The 25,018-nt window shown below is 45.2% G+C and carries 22 protein-coding genes; 13 read left to right on the top strand and 9 right to left on the bottom strand.

Annotated features, from left to right (window positions below; genetic code table 11):
* Positions 1 to 117: 117 nt before the first annotated feature.
* Positions 118 to 2,991, top strand: a complete 2,874-nt coding sequence (locus tag ACQEXU_RS15850; protein ID WP_427011557.1) for a valine--tRNA ligase — start codon at positions 118 to 120, stop codon at positions 2,989 to 2,991.
* Positions 2,992 to 3,046: 55 nt separating this feature from the next.
* Here ACQEXU_RS15850 and ACQEXU_RS15845 read toward each other — a convergent pair whose 3' ends face one another.
* From ACQEXU_RS15845 to rapA, 5 genes are all read right to left on the bottom strand, one after another.
* A complete protein-coding gene (locus ACQEXU_RS15845; protein ID WP_427011556.1) occupies positions 3,047 to 4,039 on the bottom strand; it encodes a M48 family metallopeptidase in 993 nt (330 codons plus the stop codon).
* Positions 4,039 to 5,205 carry a YjgN family protein gene (locus ACQEXU_RS15840; protein ID WP_427011555.1) on the bottom strand — a complete coding sequence of 389 codons (1,167 nt, stop codon included), beginning with the start codon at positions 5,203 to 5,205 and terminating at the stop codon, positions 4,039 to 4,041. The genes ACQEXU_RS15845 and ACQEXU_RS15840 overlap by 1 nt, the downstream gene beginning before the upstream one ends.
* 170 nt (positions 5,206 to 5,375) lie before the next feature.
* On the bottom strand, positions 5,376 to 6,338 hold the full coding sequence (locus ACQEXU_RS15835) for a D-2-hydroxyacid dehydrogenase (RefSeq protein ID WP_427011571.1): 963 nt from the start codon (positions 6,336 to 6,338) through the stop codon (positions 5,376 to 5,378).
* Between the two features lie 45 nt (positions 6,339 to 6,383).
* Positions 6,384 to 7,121, bottom strand: coding sequence for an RluA family pseudouridine synthase (locus ACQEXU_RS15830; protein WP_427011554.1), 738 nt, complete (start codon positions 7,119 to 7,121; stop codon positions 6,384 to 6,386).
* A 72-nt stretch (positions 7,122 to 7,193) separates the two neighbouring features.
* Positions 7,194 to 10,103 carry an RNA polymerase-associated protein RapA gene (gene rapA / locus ACQEXU_RS15825; protein ID WP_427011553.1) on the bottom strand — a complete coding sequence of 970 codons (2,910 nt, stop codon included), beginning with the start codon at positions 10,101 to 10,103 and terminating at the stop codon, positions 7,194 to 7,196.
* 249 nt (positions 10,104 to 10,352) lie between these two features.
* On the opposite strand from rapA, the gene ACQEXU_RS15820 reads away from it, so the two are divergent.
* The 6 genes from ACQEXU_RS15820 (at position 10,353) to ACQEXU_RS15795 (ending at position 15,278) form a co-directional block, all read left to right on the top strand.
* Complete coding sequence (locus ACQEXU_RS15820; RefSeq protein ID WP_367988110.1) at positions 10,353 to 10,508, top strand: hypothetical protein; 156 nt, start codon at positions 10,353 to 10,355, stop codon at positions 10,506 to 10,508.
* An 83-nt stretch (positions 10,509 to 10,591) separates the two neighbouring features.
* The gene (locus tag ACQEXU_RS15815; RefSeq protein ID WP_427011552.1) at positions 10,592 to 11,968 is read left to right on the top strand and encodes a PhoH family protein; all 1,377 of its coding nucleotides are present in this window, start codon (positions 10,592 to 10,594) and stop codon (positions 11,966 to 11,968) included.
* 121 nt (positions 11,969 to 12,089) lie between these two features.
* A complete protein-coding gene (locus tag ACQEXU_RS15810; RefSeq protein ID WP_427011551.1) occupies positions 12,090 to 13,094 on the top strand; it encodes an ornithine carbamoyltransferase in 1,005 nt (334 codons plus the stop codon).
* 237 nt (positions 13,095 to 13,331) lie between these two features.
* Entirely contained in the window at positions 13,332 to 14,261 is a 930-nt protein-coding gene (pyrB, locus tag ACQEXU_RS15805; protein ID WP_427011550.1) for an aspartate carbamoyltransferase, read from the top strand.
* Between the two features lie 14 nt (positions 14,262 to 14,275).
* Positions 14,276 to 14,737 carry an aspartate carbamoyltransferase regulatory subunit gene (gene pyrI, locus ACQEXU_RS15800; protein ID WP_367988106.1) on the top strand — a complete coding sequence of 154 codons (462 nt, stop codon included), beginning with the start codon at positions 14,276 to 14,278 and terminating at the stop codon, positions 14,735 to 14,737.
* Between the two features lie 151 nt (positions 14,738 to 14,888).
* Positions 14,889 to 15,278, top strand: a complete 390-nt coding sequence (locus tag ACQEXU_RS15795) for a RidA family protein (protein WP_038175327.1) — start codon at positions 14,889 to 14,891, stop codon at positions 15,276 to 15,278.
* 56 nt (positions 15,279 to 15,334) lie between these two features.
* Here ACQEXU_RS15795 and djlA read toward each other — a convergent pair whose 3' ends face one another.
* Entirely contained in the window at positions 15,335 to 16,204 is an 870-nt protein-coding gene (djlA, locus tag ACQEXU_RS15790; protein WP_427011549.1) for a co-chaperone DjlA, read from the bottom strand.
* A gap of 148 nt (positions 16,205 to 16,352) precedes the next feature.
* Here djlA and lptD point away from each other — a divergent pair, with 148 nt between their 5' ends.
* The 6 genes from lptD (at position 16,353) to apaH (ending at position 23,134) form a co-directional block, all read left to right on the top strand.
* On the top strand, positions 16,353 to 18,704 hold the full coding sequence (gene lptD / locus ACQEXU_RS15785; RefSeq protein ID WP_427011548.1) for an LPS assembly protein LptD: 2,352 nt from the start codon (positions 16,353 to 16,355) through the stop codon (positions 18,702 to 18,704).
* A gap of 57 nt (positions 18,705 to 18,761) precedes the next feature.
* The gene (gene surA / locus ACQEXU_RS15780; RefSeq protein ID WP_427011547.1) at positions 18,762 to 20,057 is read left to right on the top strand and encodes a peptidylprolyl isomerase SurA; all 1,296 of its coding nucleotides are present in this window, start codon (positions 18,762 to 18,764) and stop codon (positions 20,055 to 20,057) included.
* The gene (gene pdxA, locus ACQEXU_RS15775) at positions 20,047 to 21,039 is read left to right on the top strand and encodes a 4-hydroxythreonine-4-phosphate dehydrogenase PdxA (protein ID WP_427011546.1); all 993 of its coding nucleotides are present in this window, start codon (positions 20,047 to 20,049) and stop codon (positions 21,037 to 21,039) included. Before surA ends, pdxA begins: the two co-directional genes overlap by 11 nt.
* A 13-nt stretch (positions 21,040 to 21,052) precedes the next feature.
* On the top strand, positions 21,053 to 21,859 hold the full coding sequence (gene rsmA / locus ACQEXU_RS15770; protein WP_427011545.1) for a 16S rRNA (adenine(1518)-N(6)/adenine(1519)-N(6))-dimethyltransferase RsmA: 807 nt from the start codon (positions 21,053 to 21,055) through the stop codon (positions 21,857 to 21,859).
* Positions 21,860 to 21,937: 78 nt separating this feature from the next.
* Complete coding sequence (gene apaG, locus ACQEXU_RS15765; protein WP_427011544.1) at positions 21,938 to 22,318, top strand: Co2+/Mg2+ efflux protein ApaG; 381 nt, start codon at positions 21,938 to 21,940, stop codon at positions 22,316 to 22,318.
* A 12-nt stretch (positions 22,319 to 22,330) separates the two neighbouring features.
* Positions 22,331 to 23,134 (top strand): bis(5'-nucleosyl)-tetraphosphatase (symmetrical) ApaH, encoded by an 804-nt coding sequence (gene apaH / locus ACQEXU_RS15760; RefSeq protein ID WP_427011543.1) that lies wholly within the window; start codon positions 22,331 to 22,333, stop codon positions 23,132 to 23,134.
* Positions 23,135 to 23,205: 71 nt separating this feature from the next.
* Here the strand turns inward: apaH and folA are convergent, their stop codons facing one another.
* Genes folA through ACQEXU_RS15745 form a run of 3 tightly spaced genes read right to left on the bottom strand, consistent with a single transcriptional unit; the run spans position 23,206 to position 24,936 of the window.
* On the bottom strand, positions 23,206 to 23,685 hold the full coding sequence (folA, locus tag ACQEXU_RS15755) for a type 3 dihydrofolate reductase (RefSeq protein ID WP_427011542.1): 480 nt from the start codon (positions 23,683 to 23,685) through the stop codon (positions 23,206 to 23,208).
* A gap of 22 nt (positions 23,686 to 23,707) precedes the next feature.
* On the bottom strand, positions 23,708 to 24,175 hold the full coding sequence (locus ACQEXU_RS15750) for a threonine/serine exporter family protein (RefSeq protein ID WP_427011541.1): 468 nt from the start codon (positions 24,173 to 24,175) through the stop codon (positions 23,708 to 23,710).
* Positions 24,175 to 24,936 carry a threonine/serine exporter family protein gene (locus ACQEXU_RS15745; protein WP_427011540.1) on the bottom strand — a complete coding sequence of 254 codons (762 nt, stop codon included), beginning with the start codon at positions 24,934 to 24,936 and terminating at the stop codon, positions 24,175 to 24,177. The genes ACQEXU_RS15750 and ACQEXU_RS15745 overlap by 1 nt, the downstream gene beginning before the upstream one ends.
* Between the last annotated feature and the right edge of the window lie 82 nt (positions 24,937 to 25,018).

Here is a 25,018-nt window from a genome sequence, read left to right as displayed (position 1 = left end):
CGCCACAGCACGAATAACCGGTCAATCCTTATAGTTAAGGCGATCTTATTTGAGATCCCTCACTTATAAAGATTGACTTAAAACTTAACCAGAACTATCCGCAGAATACCTATAGCTATGGAAAAAACATATAACCCAACTTCAATCGAACAAGCTTTATATCAAGCTTGGGAAGAGAAAGGCTACTTCAAGCCACACGGTGACACGACTAAAGAATCATACAGCATCATGATCCCGCCACCGAACGTCACTGGTAGCCTACACATGGGCCACGCGTTCCAAGATACGATCATGGATACGCTTATCCGTTGTGAGCGCATGAAGGGTAAAAACACACTCTGGCAAGTAGGTACAGACCACGCTGGTATCGCAACTCAGATGGTTGTTGAGCGTAAGATCGCTGCAGAAGAAGGCAAAACAAAACACGATTACGGTCGTGAAGCTTTCATCGACAAAATCTGGGAATGGAAAGGCGAATCTGGCGGCACGATCACTAAGCAGCTTCGTCGTCTTGGCGCATCTGTAGACTGGGATCGTGAGCGCTTTACGATGGACGATGGTCTATCTAACGCCGTTCAAGAAGTGTTCGTGCGTCTATACGAAGACGATCTCATCTACCGCGGTAAGCGTCTAGTTAACTGGGATCCAAAGCTACACACTGCGATTTCAGATCTAGAAGTAGAGAACAAAGACACTAAAGGCAACATGTGGCACTTCCGCTACCCACTAGCAGATGGCGTTAAAACAGCGGATGGCAAAGACTACATCGTTGTTGCAACCACTCGTCCAGAGACCATGCTAGGCGATACTGGTGTTGCAGTTAACCCAGAAGATCCACGTTACAAAGATCTTATCGGTAAAGAAATCATCCTTCCTATCGTTGATCGTCGCATCCCAATCGTGGGCGATGAGCACGCAGATATGGAAAAAGGTACTGGCTGTGTGAAAATCACACCTGCGCACGACTTCAACGACTACGAAGTTGGTAAGCGCCACCAGCTACCAATGATCAACATTCTGACTTTCGACGCGAACATCCGTGACGCTTCTGAAGTATTCAACACCAACGGCGAAGCAAGCGACGCTTACAGCACTGAGCTACCAGCTAAGTACCACGGTATGGAGCGTTTTGCCGCTCGTAAAGCTATCGTTGCTGAATTCGACGAGCTAGGTCTACTTGAAGAAGTGAAAGATCACGATCTACAAGTTCCTTACGGCGACCGTGGTGGCGTGGTTATCGAACCTATGCTAACTGACCAATGGTACGTACGTACTGCGCCTCTAGCGAAAACAGCGGTTGAAGCAGTAGAAAACGGCGACATCCAATTCGTTCCTAAGCAATACGAAAACATGTACTTCTCTTGGATGCGTGATGTTCAAGACTGGTGTATCTCTCGTCAGCTATGGTGGGGTCACCGCATCCCAGCTTGGTACGACAACCAAGGCAATGTTTACGTAGGTCGTGACGAAGAAGAAGTTCGTAAGAACAACAACCTAGAGTCAGTCATTGAACTTCACCAAGACGAAGACGTACTGGACACATGGTTCTCTTCTGCACTATGGACGTTCGGTACTCAAGGTTGGCCTGAGCAAACTGACGATCTGAAAGTATTCCACCCTTCAGACGTACTAGTAACTGGTTTCGACATCATCTTCTTCTGGGTTGCGCGCATGATCATGATGACCATGCACTTCGTGAAAGACGAAAACGGCAAACCACAAGTACCATTTAAGACTGTTTACGTTACTGGTCTAATCCGTGACGAAAACGGCGACAAGATGTCTAAGTCGAAAGGTAACGTACTTGACCCAATCGACATGATCGATGGTATCGATCTAGAGTCTCTAGTAGAGAAGCGTTGTGGCAACATGATGCAGCCTCAGCTAGCGAAGAAGATCGAGAAGAACACTCGTAAGACGTTTGAAAACGGTATCGAAGCATACGGTACAGACGCACTACGTTTCACTCTTGCAGCAATGGCATCAACAGGTCGCGATATCAACTGGGATATGAAGCGCCTTGAAGGTTACCGTAACTTCTGTAACAAACTATGGAACGCAAGCCGTTACGTAATGATGAACACAGAAGAGCAAGATTGTGGCTTCCATTCTGCAAACGAACAGGGTGGTGAGATTGAATACTCACTAGCGGATAAGTGGATCGAGTCTCAGTTTGAACTTGCAGCGAAAGCGTTCAACAACCATATCGACAACTTCCGTCTAGATATGGCGTCTAACACGCTTTACGAATTCATCTGGAACCAATTCTGTGACTGGTACCTAGAGCTAACTAAACCCGTTCTATGGAAAGGTACTGAAGCGCAGCAGCGTGGTACTCGCCGTACACTAATCACGGTTCTTGAGAAGACTCTGCGTCTGGCTCACCCAGTGATTCCTTACATCACTGAAACTATCTGGCAAAGCATCAAGCCACTGGTTGAAGATGTGGAAGGCGAGACAATTATGCTTCAAGCACTGCCTCAATTCGACGAAGCAAACTTCAACCAAGAAGCGCTAGACGATATTGAATGGGTGAAAGCGTTCATTACCAGCATCCGTAACCTACGTGCTGAATACGACATCAACCCAGGTAAGCCGCTTGACGTTATGCTGAAAGCAGCAAACGCAGAAGACGCAGCGCGTCTAGAAGCAAACAAACAAGTACTGATGTCTCTAGCGAAACTAGAATCTGTACGCGTACTTGCTGCTGACGAAGAAACGCCAGCGTGTGCAACTGCATTGGTTGCTAAGTCTGAGCTTATGATCCCAATGGCGGGTCTGATCGACAAAGACGCTGAACTTGCTCGTCTAGATGGCGAAATCAAGAAAACTCACGGCGAAATCAAGCGTATCGAAGGCAAACTAGGTAATGAAGGCTTCGTAGCGAAAGCACCTGAAGCTGTTGTTGCTAAAGAGCGTGAGAAGCTTGAAGGCTACAAAGAGACACTAGCTAAGCTAGAAGAGCAAAAAGCGACAATTGCAGCGCTTTAATTCTCAAAGTCTGAATAAAAGAAAGGCAGCGAATATGCTGCCTTTTTTATAAGCACTACTCTCTAGCAGATTTAATTCGCTGTTCAGAATCCGGATGAGAGCTTAACCAACTCGGTATATCAACTGTATCCTGTTTTTGGAATAACTCGAACATTTCAGCCATTGGCTCACTTGAACCGTATAGCTGTATCATTGCCTGTTTAGCATATTCATCAGCTTCGCTCTCTGCCATCCTTGAATGACCGTTAGATATGATGAATACACCTATGCTGACAAGGTTATCGACAATTCCTGAACTTTCTCCGAATAGCATCACCACACCAACAGAGATAAGACTCGAGTGCACCAGCTTTTCCATCATATGACGATGATAAACATGACCAAGCTCATGCAAAATAATGCTATCTAGTTGTTGGTCATTTTCAGCAAGTTCAATCAACTCATCGAGCAGAACCACTTTACCACCCGGTAAAGCAAACGCATTAGCCCCCATATCAGATGAACGAAAGAGTATTTCAATCGGATACGGTAGCGCCTCTAGTTGTTGCAAATGTTGACTCACCCGCTGACGAATAACCTCTTGTTGTTTCTCAGGTAATTCACTGGGTAGCCAACGGCTCTCAAAGGCTTCTAGTACTTTATTGCCAAGAGAAACTGATATAGAGCTAGGGATCAATTTCGCGACTTTTTCACTCCCCCAAGGCAACGCATAATAATACCCACCCAATAAAACACTAATGCTAACAACCAAACCTATAAACCAAGCTATGATGCTGGATTCAAGTTTATCTGCCCTTCCAGATTTGCTGTTACGTTTTAGCCATTGACTCACTTCATCAGTACGCTCAGCAACAAACATCCAACCACTCGGGAAAATAAAACGAATAGGGAGATTACCCACTGGTACACTGATTTCCACATCTTGTTGCTGACAGCTGAATATATCGCCATTTACGTGTAGAGATAGGCAATTTGATTGGCTGACATCTAATTCAGCCTCATAGCGAATTGAGCTACGAGGTGGGAATGCTATTCCTTGGACCCGCATTAACCGATCCCAATACCTATATCGAATGCCTCAGCTACTTCATCTGTAATCGCTGATTTGACATCTGAATCTTGATCAATAGAGGTAAGGAGTGACAAATCACCAATCACTTTGGTATTTTCTGCAAAATAATTCGTTGTCCGAACCATAACCCAAGGACGAGCGATCCCTAACGAAACAATTTGCAATAAAAAATTAGAAACGACCAGCCAGACATAACTGGCGATCGTAAGGCTCGAACTGAGCTGATAATTGTTTTCTGTATTTTGATCATGATTGACACATAGTTGGCCGAAAACATAATTACGAACACAAACGGTAGTATAGGCGCTTAATACAATAGATAAGGTGATTAAAGAAACATAGACAAAAACAAATACACCGCCACCAGCTAACGAGCTAAAATCACCACCTTGCAATGCATGAAAATCGATTCCATTCAGTACAGTTCCGAACATAACAATACAAAGTAAGATAGATGAAACCACACCAAATAATAGCGCCTTCAGGTACATTTTTATGAAAAATCCATTAGTTATCTCAGCACTGAGTTTCCAATCACCGTACTGATAACTATTGGCAAACAGCTTCTGTACACCAGCAACAACCCAACCATAAAGCACAGCTAAAAGGATTAAAGAGCTCGCCCCCAAAACAACCGCAGCGATGACAGATTGTGATGCAATGGTCACGACGATAAAAAAGTAGATCATCGCCACGATCAAAGCACTTAAGCCACGCCCTAATAACGTCACATAGGCCTCTTTTACTGTTGCTGTAAATGAAAAACGGACATTCCGATAACTTGTCATCGCGGCATCAAAACGCGCATTACTCCACAGCAACCACGGCAGAGCAACATAGAAAGCGAGTAATAGCACCATACTAACCACGGGCGCAACACCATTAACCACTGACCAAATTAGTACGACGATAAGTGCGACAATACGACCTTTTAGAATTTGTATCGGCGTCGCGTGATATTCAAAGTTATCACCAGCAATGGACGTATTACCGTAAAAGTAACGCTTAGTTCGAACCTTAGCCCAAGCAGAATAAATACCGAGAGTTATGATCGAGAGAAGGATATTAACAATCCATATTCCAAAAAATTCACTACCTCGTCCATTAAACGAAACGGGGTTAACAAATGGATTCTGACTCATACTTAAGATTCCTGACGTTAGATTATTAGTAGTATTAAAGTCTTAATTTCTTACACTTTTTCTATTTCGTCTACAAATGTAACAAGAATCGTATACAAGCATAGACATAGCTCACAACTAATAGCTCAACCAAGAATCCATTGACCCCTCCAATCATATCGAAGCGTAAATCACACCACGCGATTCTGCTCTCTGCTTTCCATAAAAGCCACGATATTATCCATAAGAATATCGGTTAAACGCTGAATTGCAGAATCACTCCCCCATGCGACATGAGGGGTTAACAATAGATTAGGCAAGTCGATATTCGCCAGCAGCGGATTTGTTTCATCTGCAGGTTCTTTGCTAAAAACATCGCAACCCGCAGCCCCGATCACGCCCTGCTTTAAAGCCTTTATCAACGCCCACTCATCCACCAAGCCCCCTCGCCCGGTATTGATTAAAATGGCATGTAAAGGCATCAGGTTAAGCTCTGCTTCACCAATCAAATTTTGTGTTTGCTCATTTAGCGGACAATGCAGTGAGAGCACATCGGAAGTTTTTAATACCTGCTCAAAAGACAAGTATCCCTCACGAATTTGCGTGGCACCCTTTCGCTCAGCAAACTGCACCTTCATGCCAACAGCTTTTGCCAACTCTGCAGTGGCTAAACCTAATGTACCGGAGCCAATAATGCCCAGTGTCGATCCCGCAATATCACCGATGGAATGAGTAAAGAAGCAAAATTGTTTGTTGCGCTGCCACTCTCCATTTTGAATGTCGTTGTGATAGCCCCTTAAATTGCGTTTAAGAGAGAAGATCATCGCCAATACATGTTCTGGGACAGACTGAGTGGCATAACCTTGAACATTGGTTACGGCAATACCATTTTTTCCACAATAATCGATATCGACGTTATTAAAACCCGTTGCCGCAATCGCGATGAGCTTTAAGTCCGGTAACTGGGTCAAGATCGCTTGATCTAACACGACTTTATTGGTGATCACAATATCAGCTCTTTGAAGGCGTTCGACGACTTGTGTTGAAGACGTGAAGTCATATTCGACCCATTGATGTTGGAAAGGCAATGGCGGGATAGGAATATGAGCAGGAATAGTCGCTCTATCGAGAAAGACGACGGTTGGGGAAAGCATAGGCAGCGACATAAATTCTCCTTTCGCTGCCTAAGTGGGGTTCAGTTAAGGGCGTGGCAGCGTTTTGTAATCCGGTAATTTTCGCACAGGTTCGAAATAATCAAAGATCATCTCCTCAGCTTCAAGATAGAAGTCACAAGGAACAAAAATACTGCGAAGCCAATGGCTACGAGGGTGATAAAAGCTCAGCTCTGCAGCATGAAGCTCAAGGCGATCCGAAAACTCATACGCTTCCCCTTCGGAATAGAATTCATCACCAACAATCGGGTGCCCTAATGCCTGCATATGAACCCGAAGTTGATGCGAACGCCCCGTCACTGGTAGCAAGCGAACAATCGTGGTTTTATCTTCTCGCTTCGCAACCTGAAACAGTGTTTTTGATGGTTTTCCATCGTCAAAGCAAACTTTTTGTTTGGGGCGATTTGGCCAGTCACAAATCAATGGCAACTCGATCACCCCTTCTTCTTGTTCCACATCTCCCCAAACTCGCGCGTAATACACTTTATGAGTCAAACGAAACTGAAACTGTTTTTTCAACGCACTTTCTGCATGCTTATTTTTTGCCAACACCATTAAGCCTGACGTCGACATATCTAAACGGTGCACAACCTGAATATCTGGATGGGTTTCCTGAAGACGTGACCACATGCTGTCATAATGCTCAGGCGCACGTCCAGGTACAGATAACAGTCCGGAAGGCTTATTGACTGCAAGGATATGCTCATCTTCAAATACAATATTAACCCAAGGCTCACGGGGCGGGTTGTACTCTAGCATTGCCATTGTTTACTGAATCCGTTTTCTTTTGATATGACGCTACAGCCACTAGAGACTGTAGCGTTTGGTCACTATGCGTTAATTGTGCGATACGACAATCATGCGCAGCGAGTCCAGTTGATACTGAGCTTGGCTAATGTAGCCTGTAAGCTCTTTAATTTGCGCATCAATTGCCTCGATCTCTTCGTCACGGATATTTGGGTTAACCGCTTTCAGAGCCTGTAAACGCTCTAGCTCAGCATTCAAGCTGACTTGCATTTCCTGCTGAGCCTGCTGCCGAATTGCTGCCACTTTATCAACAATCAACTTATCCCCTGCCGCAATCAATGCATGGACTTGGTTTTGTACCGATGTGACAAGCTTACTCGCAATATGGCGACCTACTGGGCTAAGTTGACGGTTGAAGTTTTCAAACTCCACCTGTTCAGACAAATCGTTTCCATTCCCGTCCATCATTAAACGAATTGGCGTAGTTGGTAGGAAACGGCCAATACCACTTCGTTTAGGCGCCTGCGCATCCACTTTGTAAACAAGTTCAAGTAACATCGTGCCAACAGGCAACGCTTTGTTCTTAAGTAGTGAGACAGCCGCCGCCCCAACACCTTCACTCATCAACAAATCAATACCACCTTGGATCATCGGGTGCTCCCAACTGATCAAGTGCATATCTTCACGCGACAGTGCCGTTTCACGATCAAAAGTGATGGTCGCCCCTTCATAAGGCAGCCCTGGATAACTAGGTACCATCATGTGCTCAGATGGTGTAACCACTAGAGCATTTTCACCTTTATCGTCTTGATTGAGACCGATGGTATCAAACAGGCTAAGCGCAAAAGTGACGAGATTGGTATCGCCATCTGTCGCGGCAATTTTCTCAACAATCGCTTGCGCTTTTTCCCCGCCGTTAGAGTGCATTTCAAGCAGACGGTCACGTCCTTGCTCTAACTGTGCTTTCAATTCTTTGTTCATGACCGCAGACTGGGCGATCACATCATCAAGTTCAACCGTATCACCTGAAGCCAGCATTTCGATCAATTGATCAGAAAACTTGTCGTAAACGGCACGTCCTGTCGGACAAGTTTCAGCAAACGCATTCAGACCTTCATCAAACCAGCGCGCTAAAATCGCCTGAGATGTCCCTTCAAGATAAGGTACATGAATGTCGATATCACGTTGCTGCCCGATACGATCTAAGCGGCCAATACGCTGCTCCAATAAATCAGGATTAAACGGTAAATCAAACATCACCAGTTGGTTCGCGAACTGGAAGTTACGGCCTTCAGAGCCGATCTCACTACAGATCAGAACCTGAGCTCCCCCTTCCTCTTGCGCAAAATATGCAGCAGCTTTGTCACGCTCAAGGATCGACATACCTTCATGGAATACGGTCGCACGAATGCCTTCACGTTCACGTAACGCTTGCTCAAGTTGCAATGCGGTGCTTGCTCGCGACGCAATCACCAAAATTTTCTCGCTGCGTTTGTCTTTGATTTTCTCAAGTAGCCAGTTCACACGACTATCAAATTGCCACCAACTGGAATCTTCGCCTTCAAATTCTTGGAAGATCTCTTCTGGATATAGATTTTTCACGGCGCGCGCTTCTGCACTCATCTTACCGCCGATCATCCCAGAAACACGCATTGACGTGGTGTATTGCTGTGGAATTGGCATCGCGAGTAAATTCACGTTGCGAGTCGGGAAACCTTTAACCGCCGCACGCGTATTACGAAACAGAACTCGGCCCGTACCGTGACGGTCCATCAGGTTATCGATCAACTCTTGGCGAGCAGCCGCTTTAGCTTCTTCGTCGCTATCACTTTCGATAATACGGAATAGCGGTTCGACATCTTGTTCAGACAGTAGCTCAGTGATCTGGTTTTTCGCCGTATCTTCTAACTTCTGCCCCGAGAAAAGAGCACTGACTGAATCAGCAACTGGAGCGTATTGTGCTTCTTCTTTAACAAACTCTTCGTAATCAAAGAAACGGTCTGAATCAAGCAAACGCAGACGCGCAAAATGGCTTTCACGCCCCAGCTGCTCAGGTGTTGCGGTCAGTAGCAGCACACCCGGCGTACGTTCAGCTAACCCTTCAATCACCTGATATTCACGACTTGGGCTTTCAGGGCTCCATTCAAGGTGGTGCGCTTCATCCACCACCAACAAATCCCATTCCCCTTCAAGGGCTTGTTCAAAGCGTTTGCGACTCTTACGTAGAAAGTCTAATGAGCACAGTACATACTGCTGCGTATCAAATGGATTATCTGCATCGGCAAAGGCTTCAATGCAGCGCTCTTCGTCAAAAATAGAGAAATGCAGATTAAAGCGACGCATCATTTCCACTAACCACTGATGCTGTAGCGTTTCGGGAACCACAATCAAGATACGCTCAGCACGACCTGCCAACACTTGTTGGTGAATGATCATGCCTGCTTCAATGGTTTTACCTAGACCCACTTCATCGGCCAACAAAACACGCGGCGCATGACGACGCCCGACTTCATGGGCGATGTATAACTGATGCGGGATCAAGCCAGCTCGCATACCACACAGGCCACGCATTGGGCTCTTATGTTGCTCATATTGATTAGTTAAAGCGCGGTAACGCAGAACAAAGTTGTCCATGCGATCAATTTGACCGGCAAACAATTTATCTTGAGGCTTATTGAAGCGGATCTGGTTGCTCAGCATGATTTCACGCAGTGCAACCCCTTCTTCTTCGGTATCTTCTCGCTTACCCACGTAGGTAAACAAGCCATTGTCTTCCACCACTTGCTCAACGATCAGTGACCAACCTTGCTGGCTTTCTACCACATCTCCGGTATTAAAGGTCACTCGGGTTACAGGAGCATCATTACGTGCATAGACTCGGTTTTCTTCGGACGCTGCAAACATCAGCGTAACAGTACGAGCATCCAATGCTACGACGGTTCCTAAACCTAAATCGCTTTCCGTATCGCTGATCCAGCGCTGACCCAAAGCAAATGTCATGAATCGACTACCTCATTTGTTGGTTAGGGGAATAGTTCTTATCTTAGTCGCTCTCTGGCCACATAAAAGACAACCAGCATAAAGAAATTGATGACTGGTTATGGCTCAGAAAAAGGTCGCTAATATTACTTGAAGCCGTGACACAGGTCACGTACAAAGCCCGCAAAAAACGACAATTTTTTCTGCACCTTTCAGGTGACATCAAATTGTAAGAAAAACATGGCACTTCTAAGCAGGCGTGTTGTGAGAATGACTTATAATCGTAATAAGCGTGCAACAGAAAAGGTCAATAAAATGACCATGGCACAAAGGATGCATGCTTACCGAGAAGATCAACACGGGTTTGCAGAGGTAGTACAACCAGTCGATCTCCAACCGATAGCGTCGGCTACACCTGCAATCTAGCGCAGACCTCTCTGGCTTTGCGAAAGACTCGCTCTTACGTCTTGCACAGAGAATGCACGCCGCGAAACGGCAAGGAGATGCTTATGGGTGATACTGACCGGAAATTGTTCGTACTGGATACCAATATCCTGCTGCACGAACCTCTCGCCATCTACTCTTTTCAGGAACACGACGTCGTCATCCCCATGACGGTTTTAGAAGAACTCGACCGAATTAAAGACAGCAAACGCGATGTCGCCAGAGACGCCCGCGTCGCTATTCGCGCCCTAGAAGCCTTATTTAAAGAAGCTACGCCGGATGAAATTTCAGAAGGGATCCCTATCTCACGTGAGAAAGAATCCGCTGGTCACATTGCAATCTTGGCAGACTTTGAACTGCAGGAAACAGTCAAAGCTTTTGCCGATAAAGCTGGTGACAACCGCATTCTCAACGCCGTGCTTTATTTGCAAAACAAGCGGGCACCACGAGAAGTCGTACTGGTCACCAAAGACATTAATATGCGGCTACGTGCAAAAGGGGCGGGGGTTCGTTTTGTGGAAGACTATCGTACCGACCAGTTGATTGATGATGTGCAATACCTCACCAAAGGTTTTCAACAATGTGAAGGGAACTTCTGGAACAGAGTCTCCGAAGTAGATAGTCGCAATTTAGGTGGTGATACCTTCCACACCCTCTCACGAGAGCCTTTTGAACCCACATACATCAACCAATACGTCATTGACGAAGAGAGTGACTTCGTTGGTCGAGTCGAAGCCATTAGCGAAGACTGCATCACCTTAAAAGATCTTAGCCGTGAAAGAATGATGAACCGCCGGGCGTGGGACATTACCCCAAAAAACATCTATCAAGGCATGGCAATGGACGCATTGCTCGATCCTGAAATTGACTTGGTGATCCTAACTGGTGCTGCAGGGAGTGGTAAAACACTGCTCGCGCTGGCTTCTGCGTTGGAGCAAACCATCGAGAAAAACATGTTCGATAAGATCATTGTGACCCGAAATACCCCTGACATCGGTGAATCCATCGGTTTCTTACCCGGAACAGAAGAAGAGAAAATGCTGCCTTGGCTGGCAGCTGTCACCGATACATTAGAAGCGCTTCACAAAAACGATCACTGCACTGAAGGTTCACTCAAGTACATCTGTGACAAAGCAAATATTCAGTTTAAGTCAATCAATTTCATGCGTGGTCGTTCTATCCAAAATGCCTTCGTGTTATTGGATGAATGTCAGAACCTCACCGCATCACAAATCAAAACCATCATTACTCGCTGCGGTGAAGGCACGAAGATCGTCTGTTCTGGTAACCTCGCCCAAATTGACTCTCACTACCTCACCCCCGTCACATCAGGACTCACCTACATGGTTGAGCGGTTCAAAAACTTCGAAGGGAGTGCCAATATTCACCTCAACGGCGTCGTTCGAAGTCGCTTAGCTGAATTTGCCGAGGAGAATTTATAATCACAAAAGGCGAGATAAAATTCATGTCTCGCCTTGTTTTTAAAATAATTATTCACACAAACTTCATTTTTATGTTTTACTAATGTCATTGACCGAACGAACTCAAGGATTGGAGCACGCAATGGCTTTTAATTTACGTAATCGCAACTTTCTTAAGCTGCTCGATTTCTCACCAAAAGAGATCCAATTTCTCCTCGACCTTTCTGCTGATCTTAAGAAAGCAAAATACGCAGGTACTGAGCAGAAAAAACTGGTGGGCAAAAACATTGCCCTAATCTTTGAAAAAGCGTCTACCCGTACCCGATGCGCTTTTGAAGTTGCCGCTTTTGATCAGGGTGCTCAGGTTTCCTACATCGGCCCTTCTGGCTCACAAATCGGCCATAAAGAATCGATGAAGGACACCGCACGTGTACTCGGAAGAATGTACGACGGCATTGAGTACCGAGGCTTTGGTCAAGCTATTGTTGAAGAACTAGGAACTCATGCTGGCGTTCCCGTTTGGAATGGTCTCACCAACGAATTCCATCCAACTCAAATTCTCGCTGACTTTCTGACCATGCTAGAACATGGCCGCGGTAAGCAATTGTATGAAATTAAGTTTGCTTATCTCGGAGATGCCCGCAATAACATGGGAAACTCGCTTCTAGTTGGGGCTGCTAAAATGGGTATGGACATTCGCCTTGTCGCACCTAAGGCCTACTGGCCGGAAGAAGAGTTGGTCACAACATGTCAGTCCATTGCCAAACAGACTGGTGCAAAAATCACTCTTACTGAAAACGTCGAGGAAGGGGTAAAAGGTTGTGACTTCCTTTATACCGATGTGTGGGTGTCTATGGGTGAAGCGCCAGAAGCTTGGGATCAACGAGTCGCCATGATGACGCCTTATCAGGTCAACATGGAGGTTATTGCCAAAACTGGCAATCCAAATGTGAAATTTATGCACTGTCTACCGGCTTTTCACAATGATGAAACCACCATCGGTAAAGAAGTGGCTGAAAAATACGGCATGAATGGGCTTGAAGTGACGGAAGAGGTTTTTGAATCGCACCACTCTATCGTCTTTGATGAAGCAGAAAATCGAATGCATACAATTAAAGCGGTGATGGTGGCAACACTTGGCAGTTAAGCCCCCTGAAGTAGCGCATAATTCCTTGATGTAATCGCTTGCGCTCACAAATCTTCGGCGTATAATGCTCGGCAATTTGTCTGGAGATAGTGAAACATGCCACGTCATTCGTGTTCTACAATGCACTTTACCATTGATAAACGCAGTCGTTTATCTGCAAGCCATTTCGCTATTTCTATTGATTTCTAAAGCCTCCCATTTTGGGGGGCTTTTTTATTGCCTAAAGGGAAGATGATTATGACTAACTCGCTTTACCGCAAGCACATTATCTCAATACCAGAGCTTTCACGCCAAGAACTTGAATTGATAGTGGAAACCGCTGGTCAGCTCAAAGCAGAGCCCAAACCTGAGCTGATAAAGAACAAAGTCGTCGCGAGCTGCTTTTTTGAGCCTTCAACGCGTACTCGTCTTTCCTTCGAAACCGCCATTCAGCGCATTGGTGGTGACGTGATTGGGTTTGATAATGGCGGTAATACATCATTGGCCAAAAAAGGAGAAACGCTAGCGGATTCAGTCCAAGTCATCTCCTCTTATGTTGACGCTTTTGTCATGCGTCACCCGCAAGAAGGGGCTGCTCGCCTAGCCTCTGAATTTTCAAATGGCGTCCCAGTGATTAACGCAGGTGATGGTGCGAATCAACATCCAACTCAAACGCTGCTTGACCTATTCTCTATCGCCGAAACTCAAGGTCGTCTTGATAACCTGAACGTGGCGTTTGTCGGTGACTTAAAATATGGCCGCACGGTCCACTCGCTAACTCAAGCGCTGGCGAAATTCAATAATGTACGTTTCTTCTTCATCGCCCCAGAAGCCCTTGCGATGCCAGATTATATCTGTGAAGAGCTGGATGAGTCAGGCATTGAATACAGCCTGCACACAGACATGGAAAGTGTCATTCCGGAACTGGATGTCCTTTATATGACACGCGTGCAAAAAGAGCGCTTTGATGAGTCTGAATACGCTCACATTAAATCGGCATATATCTTAACGGCGGCACTCTTAGAGGGTGCACGTGAAAACCTGAAAGTGCTACATCCACTGCCACGAGTTGATGAAATCACAGTAGATGTTGATAAAACACCACACGCTTACTACTTCGAGCAAGCCGAAAACGGCGTGTATGCGCGTGAAGCCTTATTGGCTCTTGTACTGAATGAATCTTTGTAATTGGGAGAAGGAACATGACTAAAGAAACGCAATTGCAAGTTGAGGCAATTAAAAACGGCACCGTCATTGACCACATTCCAGCGCAAATTGGGATTAAAGTACTCAAGCTGTTTTCGATGCATAAATCCGAGCAACGTGTCACGGTGGGGCTAAACCTACCGTCATCTGCACTTGGCCATAAAGATCTATTAAAAATAGAGAACATCTTTATTAGTGAGGAGCAAGCGAGCAAACTGGCGCTGTATGCTCCGCATGCGACCGTCAATCAAATTGAGAACTATGAAGTAGTGAAGAAACTGGCTCTTGAACTGCCAGAACAAATTAATAACGTGTTCGAATGCCCAAACAGCAACTGTATTACCCACGATGAGCCAGTGGAAAGTAGCTTTAAAGTGTTTGAGAAAAAAGACAACATTACCCTTAAGTGTAAATACTGCGAGAAGGTATTCTCTCGTGAAATCGTCACTGAACGTTAAATAAAAGTGCTTTGTCAAAAGCCTGAAATACCTCGCTATGGCGAGGTATTTTGCCCTTTACCTTATAAAAAATTGAAGGCACACTGGCTCTCCTAACCTAATCCGCGAATCAGTCATTTCACTGGTTACGCTAACAAGATGGAATATAACAATGACTAAAGTACTTCACACAGAATCTGCTCCAGCAGCAATTGGCCCATACGTACAAGGTGTGGATCTTGGCAACATGGTACTGACTTCGGGCCAAATCCCAGTAAACCCTGCTACTGGTGAAGTATCTGCAGACATCGCAGAGCAAGCACGCCAATCTTTAGAAAACGTAAAAGCAGTGGTAGAAGCATCTGGCCTAAGTGTTACTGACATCGTGAAAATGACGGTTTTCGTTAAAGATCTTAACGACTTCGGCACCGTTAACGAAGTGTATGGAAAGTTCTTTGATGAGCATAATGTGGCAAACTACCCTGCTCGCTCATGCGTTGAAGTTGCTCGTCTACCGAAAGATGTCGGTATCGAAATTGAAGCGATTGCTGTGCGTAAATAATGACAATAGATTCAAAAAAGGCGAGCATGTGGCTCGCCTTTTTTATACCGAATCAATTACTTAAAACCTTTCACTTTCTTAATCAAGTCGTAAGCACTTTGAATTTCCTGAGATTTTTCCTTAGCCACATTCATCATTTCTGGCGGTAGCCCCTTCGCCATCAGTTTGTCTGGATGATGCTCGTTCATCAGTTTGCGATAAGCCCGTTTCACATCTTTCGCATCTGCACTCTCTTCTATACCTAACACTTTATAGGCATCGGACAGCTGGCTGGCTTGAGACGCCTGTTGCCAACCCGACGAATGACCACCAGAATGCGAGCCGCCAGCATGTTGGCCACCAAAACCGCCGCCGCCATGTTGAAAACGAAACGCCGCTTCTTGCATACGTAAACGCTGCTCTAGTTGCTGGGATGAAAAACCAAGTCCACGTGCGATACGGTGCAAGAGATTGCGTTCGCTTGGATGAACATCACCATCAGCAAACGCAGCCGAAATCTGTAACTCTAAAAAGAACTGCATTAAGTCAAAACGACCACCCGATGAAATACGCACGCGCTCAAGCATCGTATCCAAAGGAAAGTCTGAAGATTTCCCTTCACGAAAAGCATCTTGCGCAGCACGACGTTGCTCTCCTTGAAGGTTCATGCGATCCATCATGGTCGATGCCAGTTGGATCTCTTCTTTGGTGACCTGCCCCTTTGCTTTAGCAACATGCCCCATCACCGCAAATGCCGCTTTAAAGAACTCTTCTTGACGCTCCGCCTGAGATGGCCCACCACCAAATGGGTTACTCCGAAAGCCAGCTTGACTTAAACGACGCGCTTTATCGAACTGGTGACCGATAAATAAGCCAAATACCGCACCAAACGGCCCACCAAATAGGAAACCAAAAAAGCCACCAAGAATTTTGCCAAAAATATGCATTATGTGTTCTCAATCTCTGAATTTTTTCATCGTTCTGCGGTCTGATAGTGCCGGAAGCTTTAATTTCCTTTATGATAGAGACCGTTTTATTTAACATTCGGTCACTCGTTCACCGAATGTATCAAGTTCAACAGGATAGTAAAACTCGATGTCACGTTTCTCCCGCACCTTGTTAGCCGCTTCAATCAGTGCCGCTTTTTTTGTGCCTCAGACTCAAGCCGAAGCTGTATTCGATGATAGTGTGCAGGAACTGCCCGCTATAGATCAATGTTTGATCAACGAACCTGAGCCCGAAAATCCAAATCAACAGCCAATTAACGTTGAAGCAGACTCTCTCGAAGCCATTAATGGCGATAAAGCTACTTACAGTGGCAATGTTGTTGTGGTTCAAGGCAAAAAGCGTATGCACGCTGACAACGTTACCTTGCACCAGAAGGAAAATATTGTCGTTGCAGAGGGCAATGTTCAATTTAGTGATGGTGAAGTCAAGACCATCTCTGATAAAGCAGTAAATAACCTCAACAATGATAATGTGACACTCGAGAATACCGATTATAAGTTCCTGTGTGAACCGGGACGTGGTGAAGCTGTCTACATTTCTAAGACAGGTAAAGCTGTGTACGAAATTGAGGATGGCTCGATTACTTCTTGTCCTGAAGGCAATAATGCATGGCGTATGCGCGCCTCTAGCATCGACATTGATCAAGACGAAGAACAAGCCACCTTCTACAACCCACGTTTTGAAATTCAGAATGTACCGGTATTCTACCTGCCTTACCTTGTTGTTCCTGTCGGGGATACGCGTAAAACAGGTTTCCTTTATCCAACCGTGTCTTACGGCTCTAAAGACGGCTTTGAACTCGATATCCCGGTGTACTGGAACCTCGCGCCAAACTACGACTTGGAAACAACGTTCCGTTATATGGAAAAACGAGGCGTGCAACTCGATAGTACCTTCCGTTACCTAACGTCGTTCGGCTCTGGTACTCTTGATGCCGAGTACTTACCTGACGATAAGAAATACCCAGAAAAAGGGGATCGTTGGGGCTTCCAATACAAGCACAATGGTATTTTCCAGCAAGCATGGAAATTTGAAGTTGATTACTCCAAAGTCAGTGACATTCAATATTTCACCGATATTGACTCTCGTATTGGTAACCGTGAAGACGGCCAATTAATTCAAGAAGCCCGAGCGACTTACCGCTCGCAATCTTGGGATGCGTCATTACTGACGCGAGATTTTCAGGTGTTGACGAACACGGGCAACCTGCCATATCGATTGTTACCGCAGCTCGAATTCAATTACTACGCACCAGAGCTGATGCGCTACCTTGATTTCGATATTGTCAGCCATATTTCGCGTTTTGATACTGACGACACGACAAAACCATCAGCTACTCGTGTACATGTTGAACCGGGTATTACTATTCCTATTGGTACCACTTGGGGCACTTGGACTACCGAAGCTCGCTTACTGGGTACCTACTATCAGCAAGACCTTGATGGGCTTGATCTCTCATCGTCGCAATTTGAAGGCTACAATCTCAAAGAGACCACTTCACGAGTGATCCCTGAGTTTCGCTCCCATGCTGGTATTGTATTAGAACGTGATACCACCATACTGGATAACTACACTCAAACCCTTGAGCCACAAGTTCAATATCTGTTTGTACCAGAACAAGATCAAAGTGATATCTACCTCTACGATACGACGTTGCTACAAACCGATTATTACGGTCTTTTCCGCAGCCGAAAATACAGTGGTGTGGACCGTATCGCTTCTGCAAATCAATTTAGCTACGGTGCTTCCAGCCGTTTCTTTGATGACCAATACAAAGAGCGTTTGAATATCTCCTTTGGTCAGATTTTCTACCTCAACCGCGATGATAACTCACCATCAGATGCTCCGGGAGAGAGTAAGAACTCTAGCTATTCTGCTTGGGCTGTGGAGATGGACTTCAACTACGATGACTATTTGTTCTATCACGGCGGGGTTCAGTACGATATCGACACCAGTGCGATGCAACTGGCGAACAGTACCTTGGAATACCGATTTAATGGTGGCTATCTACAAGGGAACTATCGTTACGTCACGCAAGACTATATTGAAGAAACCGTCAATTTTGATACCAGTTCAATCACGCGCGAAGGCATCTCTCAAGCAGGCTTGTTAGGTGCTTATCAAATCTCTCGCCATTGGAATGCCAGTGCGCAGTACTATCACGATTTGACCACAAACGAAGCCTTAGAATGGCTAGCTCGTCTCAACTACACTTCTGATTGCTGGTATATCGGTTTTACCTACAGTAATCAGTTAAGAAGCTGGGATGGCGACTTTATTCATTCAGATAACGCAACGCCTGTTTATGAGAACAACTTCAGCGTTAACTTCGGCATTGTCGGTTTTGGTACCAATATTGGTGCAGGCTCAGACGCAGCAGGGACTGGTAGCGCAGGTAATTCACTCGGTTATGGCCGACCATTCTTCTTAAATAACTAATAAATTCGATCCGTTGGAAACAACTCTAACGGATCATTTTAAATAATAGGAACATCGATGAAACTGTGGAAACAAACATTATTAGCTCTGACAACAGTATGCACATTATCTGTGGCACATGCTGCGCCAGTAGAGCTAGATAAAGTTGCGGTAATCGTCAATAAAGGAGTGGTATTAGAAAGTGATATCGACTCTGCAATCAAGACCCTAAAAGCTAACGCCAGAAAAAATGGGCAAGCACTGCCTGAAGCCTCTATTTTAAAAGAGCAGGTGACTGAAAAACTGATCATTGATGCTATCCAGCAACAAGAAGCAGAGCGTATTGGTGTGCGAATCGATGATAACCGACTCAATGCTGCCATTGCTGAAATTGCAAAAAATAACAAGCAATCTATCGAGCAACTGACGGCATCCATCGCTTCAGAAGGCTTAAGCTATGCTGAGTTTCGCGAGCAAATCCGTAAAGAAATTGCGGCCAGTGAAGCACGTAATGCCTTGGTTCGTCGCCGTATTAATATCCTTCCCGCTGAAGTAGATAACCTAGCAAACATTTTGGCACAAGAGACCAATGCAACGGTTCAATATAAAGTCAGCCATATTCAGATCCGCGTTGAAGACGGTGATGATAAGTCAGCGGTCGAAGCCCAAGCCAAAGAGCTGGTTAAAAAGCTGAAAAAAGGCGCCGACTTTAGCACCATGGCTTATACCTATTCAAAAGGTCCTAAAGCTCTACAAGGTGGTGATTGGGGTTGGATGCAAAAAGAAGAAATGCCAACCATTTTCGCCGATCACATTAAACTTCAGAATAAAGGCAGTATTATTGGCCCATTCCGCAGTGGTGTAGGTTTCCACATTCTTAAAATTGATGATGTGAAAGGGTTAGAAACCGTTGCTGTAACTGAAGTAAATGCGCGCCATATTTTGATCAAACCGACCGTTATTTTAAGTGATGAAGGCGCAGAAAAAGAGTTGAAAGAACTCATCCGTCGCATTAAATCAGGCAAAGCAACCTTTGGTGAGCTGGCACAACAATACAGCCAAGACCCTGGCTCTGCTGCGCAATACGGTGAGCTAGGTTATCAGACCGCGGACCTTTATGTGCCTGAGTTTAAGCACCAAGTAGAAACCTTACCTGTTGGCCAAATCAGTGAACCATTTAAAACCGTTCATGGCTGGCACATTGTTGAAGTCATGGGACGACGTCAGGTTGATCGCACAGATGCTGCCCTAAAAAATAAGGCCTACCGTATTCTGTTTAATCGTAAATTCAATGAAGAAGCCAGCGCATGGTTACAAGAGATCCGTGCCAGTGCCTATATTGAACGCCTAGAAGGCCACGGCGATGAGCAGTAAACGGATTATTGTCACGGCAGGTGAGCCTGCCGGTATTGGCCCCGATTTGGTGCTTGCACTCTCTAAAGAGAGTTGGCCTCACCAAATCGTTGTTTGTGCAGATAAAAACATGCTGGCTGAGCGCGCTAAACTGCTCGGCATTGATGTTACATTGATTGATTACAATCCAACACAAGCCGCTTCCCCTCAACAAGCGGGTTCTTTAATTGTTGAACACATTGCGATGGATGCGATTGCTGAAGCTGGCAAGTTGAATGAGCAAAACGGCCATTACGTACTTAAAACATTAGAAAGAGCCGCATTAGGCTGTATGAATGGTGAGTTTGATGCTATTGTCACCGGCCCTGTTCATAAAGGGGTAATTAACCGAGCAGGGGTCGCATTTAGTGGCCATACTGAATTTTTTGCAGAGAAGTCAAATACTCCTCTGGTTGTGATGATGCTTGCAACAGAAGGCTTACGTGTTGCCTTGGTCACAACGCATATTCCTCTAGCCTACGTCTCAAAAGCTGTTACACAGGAGCGCTTGGAAAATATCATTCATATTCTCCACCAAGACTTAGTAGAGAAATTTGCGATTCCAAAGCCAAAAATCTACATATGTGGCTTAAATCCACATGCAGGTGAAGATGGTTGTCTCGGTATGGAAGAAATTGAAACCATATCGCCAACACTCGAGACACTACGTCAAACAAACGGTTATGATCTACAAGGCCCTTTGCCTGCCGATACGATTTTTAACCACAAATATCTGCAAGAAGCAGATGCAGTATTGGGTATGTACCATGATCAGGTGCTACCAGTGCTAAAATATAAAGGCTTTGGTCGCTCAGTGAATATCACGCTCGGCTTGCCATTTATCAGAACCTCTGTCGACCATGGCACCGCCTTAGATTTGGCAGGTAAAGGAACGGCAGATACCGGAAGCTTCAGGACGGCACTAAAATACGCTATCGACTTAGTTGATAACAAAGCTAATTAATTCAGAGAATACTATGAGAAACGATGTCCATTTAGGGCACAAAGCGCGTAAACGTTTTGGTCAAAACTTCTTAAACGATCCTTATATCATTGATGGTATTGTGTCATCGATTAATCCAAGACCAGGACAAAACCTTGTTGAAATTGGTCCTGGTTTAGGGGCGATTACTGAGCCTGTAGGACGTGAAGTCGATAAGTTCACTGTCATCGAGCTGGACCGAGATCTTGCAGAGCGCCTACGCAACCATCCTGAGCTTGCCGACAAACTGACTATTCATGAAGGCGACGCTATGCGCTTCGACTTTACGCAACTGGTAAAGCCAAACAACAAACTGCGTATTTTCGGTAACCTGCCTTACAACATCTCCACACCACTGATGTTCCATTTGTTTGAATATCACAAAGATATCCAAGACATGCATTTCATGTTGCAAAAAGAGGTGGTGAATCGTTTAGCAGCAGGTCCAGGTAGCAAGGCTTATGGCCGCTTAACAGTCATGGCACAATATTACTGTAAAGTGGTACCTGTTTTAGAAGTACCGCCTACGGCATTTGTGCCACCACCAAAAGTTGATTCTGCGGTAGTCCGTCTTGTGCCTTATGAAGAAGTTCCACATCCTGCGACAAGTCTGAACTGGCTTGATCGAGTATGCCGTGAAGGGTTCAACCAACGTCGCAAGACAGTGAAAAATTGCTATAAGTCACTTATTTCTGAAGAAATATTAGTTGAGCTTGGCATTAATCCAACGATGCGCCCAGAGAATCTAACTCTAGAGCAATTTGTTGATATGGCAAACTGGTTAGATGCTAATCATAAATAGCCCCTCGCTCAACGTGACTTAAATGTAAAAGGCAGTGGTGAAAACCACTGTCTTTTTTCCAGGCAGAAGGATTGCTTTATGGATATCTCTCAACCTTGTATAAAAATACAAGTTCACAGCAAGTATCTCGCAGAACAATCAGATCCAACTCTTAAGCGCTACGTTTTCGCCTACATCATTACGATAAAAAACTTGAGCCAAGAAACAGTTCAACTCATTAGTCGCCGTTGGCTCATCACAGATGCAAATGGAAAACAAAGCACTGTCGAAGGCGACGGTGTTGTTGGGCAACAACCTTTTATTTCCGGCAACGATGAATACACCTACAGCAGTGGAACAGCCTTGGAGACTCCCGTTGGTGTAATGCAAGGACACTACATGATGCTCGATGGAAAAGGCCGTGAGTTCATCGCTGACATTGAGCCATTCAGGCTGGCTGTCCCTAATATTCTTAATTAATTGGAGTGATTTGTGGCTAACTACATTGTCGGTGATATTCAAGGTTGTTTTGATGAACTTCAGTTGCTCTTAAAACAAGCAGATTTCGACCCAAATAAAGATACGCTCTGGGTCGCGGGTGACTTAGTGGCAAGAGGAAATAAATCCTTAGAAACGCTGCGTTTTATTAAGTCACTTGGTGCAAGTGCCAAAGTTGTTCTTGGCAATCATGACCTACATCTTCTTGCTGTCTCACTCGGTATTCACCGAGTAAAGGACAAAGACAAAACCGCTCCAATTTTAGATGCAGCAGACAAACATGACTTACTTGAATGGTTGAGGCATCAGCCGCTTCTTCAAGAGCATGATGAATTTGTGATGTGTCACGCTGGAATATCTCCGCAATGGAACTTAGACACGGCCCGCAGCGCAGCGCGAGAAGTCGAAGCTCTTCTGCAGAGCGAACAATGGATTTGGTTAATTGAGAACATGTACTGTAACCAACCAGATCGATGGGAAGAGGGTCTAGCAGGGATAGCGCGCTACCGATACATCATCAATGCATTCACCCGAATGCGCTTTTGCTTTCTTGATGCCCGCTTAGATATGGAGTGTAAGCTGCCACCACAGCAACTCACCGATCATACACTGATGCCATGGTTTCAACTGCCACAACGCATTCTACTCGAAAAGACCGTATTATTTGGTCATTGGGCTGCACTTGAAGGTTATCAAAATACTGAAGTAATAGGCTTAGATACTGGCTGTGTTTGGGGAGGCGATCTTACCATGTTGCGCTGGGAGGATAAGCAGTACTTTGTGCAGCCAGCTGCCTAGAGAACAAATAAAGGGTTGATCAACCACATCAACCCTTACTGTTCACGCCACTCTTAACGAGTAAACTCGCCTTACTTCTCTAAGATGACAAAACGCATATCGTAAGCATTTTTATCATCGGCACTATATGTTTCAGAGTAGCTTTCTTTAAAGTCAGTGCCCCACTGTGGGAACTGAGTGTCACCGTCGAGATTCGCATTTATGTGGGTCAGATAAAGCTTATTTGCCATAGGTAGACAGGCTTGGTAAATCGCCCCACCACCAATGATCATCAACTCTTCGATTTCTCCCACCGCTTGAATTGCTTCATCAATGGATGTCACACACGTCACCCCATCAATTTCCAATTCAGCATCACGACTTAATACGATATTCATTCGTCCAGGCAGCGGGCGACCGATTGATTCATAGGTTTTCCGTCCCATCACTACAGGTTTCCCCATAGTGCAACGTCTAAACCATTGAAAGTCTGCCGGCAAATGCCATGGCATTTCATTATTTTTGCCAATAATTCGATTGTCTGCCATCGCGGCAATCATACTGATGATCATTTCTCTTTCCTGTATAAATCCATCAAACAATAGGACGACGGCGATAGAATAGCAGCCCTGGCATCGCTAAACCAACTGCTAAACCAGCAATAATAAACATCGCTTTAAGAAAGTTCTCAAACAGCATTGCAACCAACTCGGGGTTATACCCTTGATGATTTAACTCTACCAAAGCGATCATCGCTTTAAACGCAAAAACCCCCGGGACCATTGGGATCAATGATGCCACGGTGAACACTTTAGGGTGTGCAAGAAAACGGTGTGACCAATGAACGCCAATCATGCCAACCACCGTCGCAGCAAAAAATGTCGCCCATTCAATTGGGATGCCAAAATGCATCATCAAGTAGCGAGAGCCGTGCCCTAATGCCCCACCAATCGCACAATATTTCAGAGCATTTTTCGGCACATTGAACACCAAAGCAAAACCAACGGCAGGGATCGCGGCAAATAACATGTCATTTATTAGTCCAAATAGAAGCTCCATCATTACCACCCCCACACACCAACAAGGCTCATCGCCGCCACAATCCCTAAGCAAGTTGCTAAGGTAAGCAGACTTGCCATGACAAAACGAGCAATTCCCATATTGATATACCCTTTGAGCATGTCGGCAACAGAGTTAATTAACGGAAAGCCTGGGACAAGCATTAACACGGAGGAGGCCATCACCACAGAAGGTGAATTACCAATGTGATAGATCACCGCTTGAGCAGAAATAATCGTGGTCACAAAAGCAGTGGCAGCAAAATTCAGTAGTGGGTTAAAGTGTCGATGACCAATCTCTTGTCGAACAACCATACCACATGCCGACGCAAGAAATGTCATGCCAAACACACTCCAGTCCCCTTCCGCTAAACGGCTAAATGCTGCGCAAGACAAACCGATCATCAAGACCACCAACCACCGGTTATAGCGCTCTGGACTGATCTGATTCAGCTTATGTTGTGCCATTGAATAATCAATAATTCCCCGCTCCAACATAATACAAATACGTTGAACCTGAGTGATCACTCGCATGTTGATACCACGATCTGGGCTACGTCTTGCTGTAGTGATGCAATGACCATTATTGACGGTCGTTACAACCAGTGAACTGGCGGAGAGCGACACCTCAACTTCGTCCATACCACTGGCGATACCGATCCGGCGCATAATATCACCCACCAATGTACTTTCTGCGCCATGAGCTAATAACATTTGGCCCGATTGAGCAATAAAACGCGAGACTGCTCGCTGCTGTGAAATCATGATCCTTCCTAACTCCTTTAAGAATCTTGATATTTTGATGCAAATTGTTGAATAAAGTTTTGATACAAACGAAAAAGAGCCG

Origin of the sequence: Vibrio sp. TRT 21S02, from assembly GCF_050113675.1 — a bacterium.
Classification (GTDB): domain Bacteria; phylum Pseudomonadota; class Gammaproteobacteria; order Enterobacterales; family Vibrionaceae; genus Vibrio.
This window is presented reverse-complemented; position numbering and strand designations above follow the sequence as displayed.

Excerpts from the sequence above, each read along its gene's own strand:
- ACQEXU_RS15850 (WP_427011557.1), top strand. The coding sequence starts at position 118 with ATGGAAAAAACATATAACCCAACTTCAATCGAACAAGCTTTATATCAA.
- ACQEXU_RS15845 (WP_427011556.1), bottom strand. The coding sequence starts at position 4,039 with ATGCGGGTCCAAGGAATAGCATTCCCACCTCGTAGCTCAATTCGCTAT.
- ACQEXU_RS15840 (WP_427011555.1), bottom strand. The coding sequence starts at position 5,205 with ATGAGTCAGAATCCATTTGTTAACCCCGTTTCGTTTAATGGACGAGGT.
- ACQEXU_RS15835 (WP_427011571.1), bottom strand. The coding sequence starts at position 6,338 with ATGCTTTCCCCAACCGTCGTCTTTCTCGATAGAGCGACTATTCCTGCT.
- ACQEXU_RS15830 (WP_427011554.1), bottom strand. The coding sequence starts at position 7,121 with ATGGCAATGCTAGAGTACAACCCGCCCCGTGAGCCTTGGGTTAATATT.
- rapA (WP_427011553.1), bottom strand. The coding sequence starts at position 10,103 with ATGACATTTGCTTTGGGTCAGCGCTGGATCAGCGATACGGAAAGCGAT.
- ACQEXU_RS15820 (WP_367988110.1), top strand. The coding sequence starts at position 10,353 with ATGACTTATAATCGTAATAAGCGTGCAACAGAAAAGGTCAATAAAATG.
- ACQEXU_RS15815 (WP_427011552.1), top strand. The coding sequence starts at position 10,592 with ATGGGTGATACTGACCGGAAATTGTTCGTACTGGATACCAATATCCTG.
- ACQEXU_RS15810 (WP_427011551.1), top strand. The coding sequence starts at position 12,090 with ATGGCTTTTAATTTACGTAATCGCAACTTTCTTAAGCTGCTCGATTTC.
- pyrB (WP_427011550.1), top strand. The coding sequence starts at position 13,332 with ATGACTAACTCGCTTTACCGCAAGCACATTATCTCAATACCAGAGCTT.
- pyrI (WP_367988106.1), top strand. The coding sequence starts at position 14,276 with ATGACTAAAGAAACGCAATTGCAAGTTGAGGCAATTAAAAACGGCACC.
- ACQEXU_RS15795 (WP_038175327.1), top strand. The coding sequence starts at position 14,889 with ATGACTAAAGTACTTCACACAGAATCTGCTCCAGCAGCAATTGGCCCA.
- djlA (WP_427011549.1), bottom strand. The coding sequence starts at position 16,204 with ATGCATATTTTTGGCAAAATTCTTGGTGGCTTTTTTGGTTTCCTATTT.
- lptD (WP_427011548.1), top strand. The coding sequence starts at position 16,353 with ATGTCACGTTTCTCCCGCACCTTGTTAGCCGCTTCAATCAGTGCCGCT.
- surA (WP_427011547.1), top strand. The coding sequence starts at position 18,762 with ATGAAACTGTGGAAACAAACATTATTAGCTCTGACAACAGTATGCACA.
- pdxA (WP_427011546.1), top strand. The coding sequence starts at position 20,047 with ATGAGCAGTAAACGGATTATTGTCACGGCAGGTGAGCCTGCCGGTATT.
- rsmA (WP_427011545.1), top strand. The coding sequence starts at position 21,053 with ATGAGAAACGATGTCCATTTAGGGCACAAAGCGCGTAAACGTTTTGGT.
- apaG (WP_427011544.1), top strand. The coding sequence starts at position 21,938 with ATGGATATCTCTCAACCTTGTATAAAAATACAAGTTCACAGCAAGTAT.
- folA (WP_427011542.1), bottom strand. The coding sequence starts at position 23,685 with ATGATCATCAGTATGATTGCCGCGATGGCAGACAATCGAATTATTGGC.
- ACQEXU_RS15750 (WP_427011541.1), bottom strand. The coding sequence starts at position 24,175 with ATGATGGAGCTTCTATTTGGACTAATAAATGACATGTTATTTGCCGCG.
- ACQEXU_RS15745 (WP_427011540.1), bottom strand. The coding sequence starts at position 24,936 with ATGATTTCACAGCAGCGAGCAGTCTCGCGTTTTATTGCTCAATCGGGC.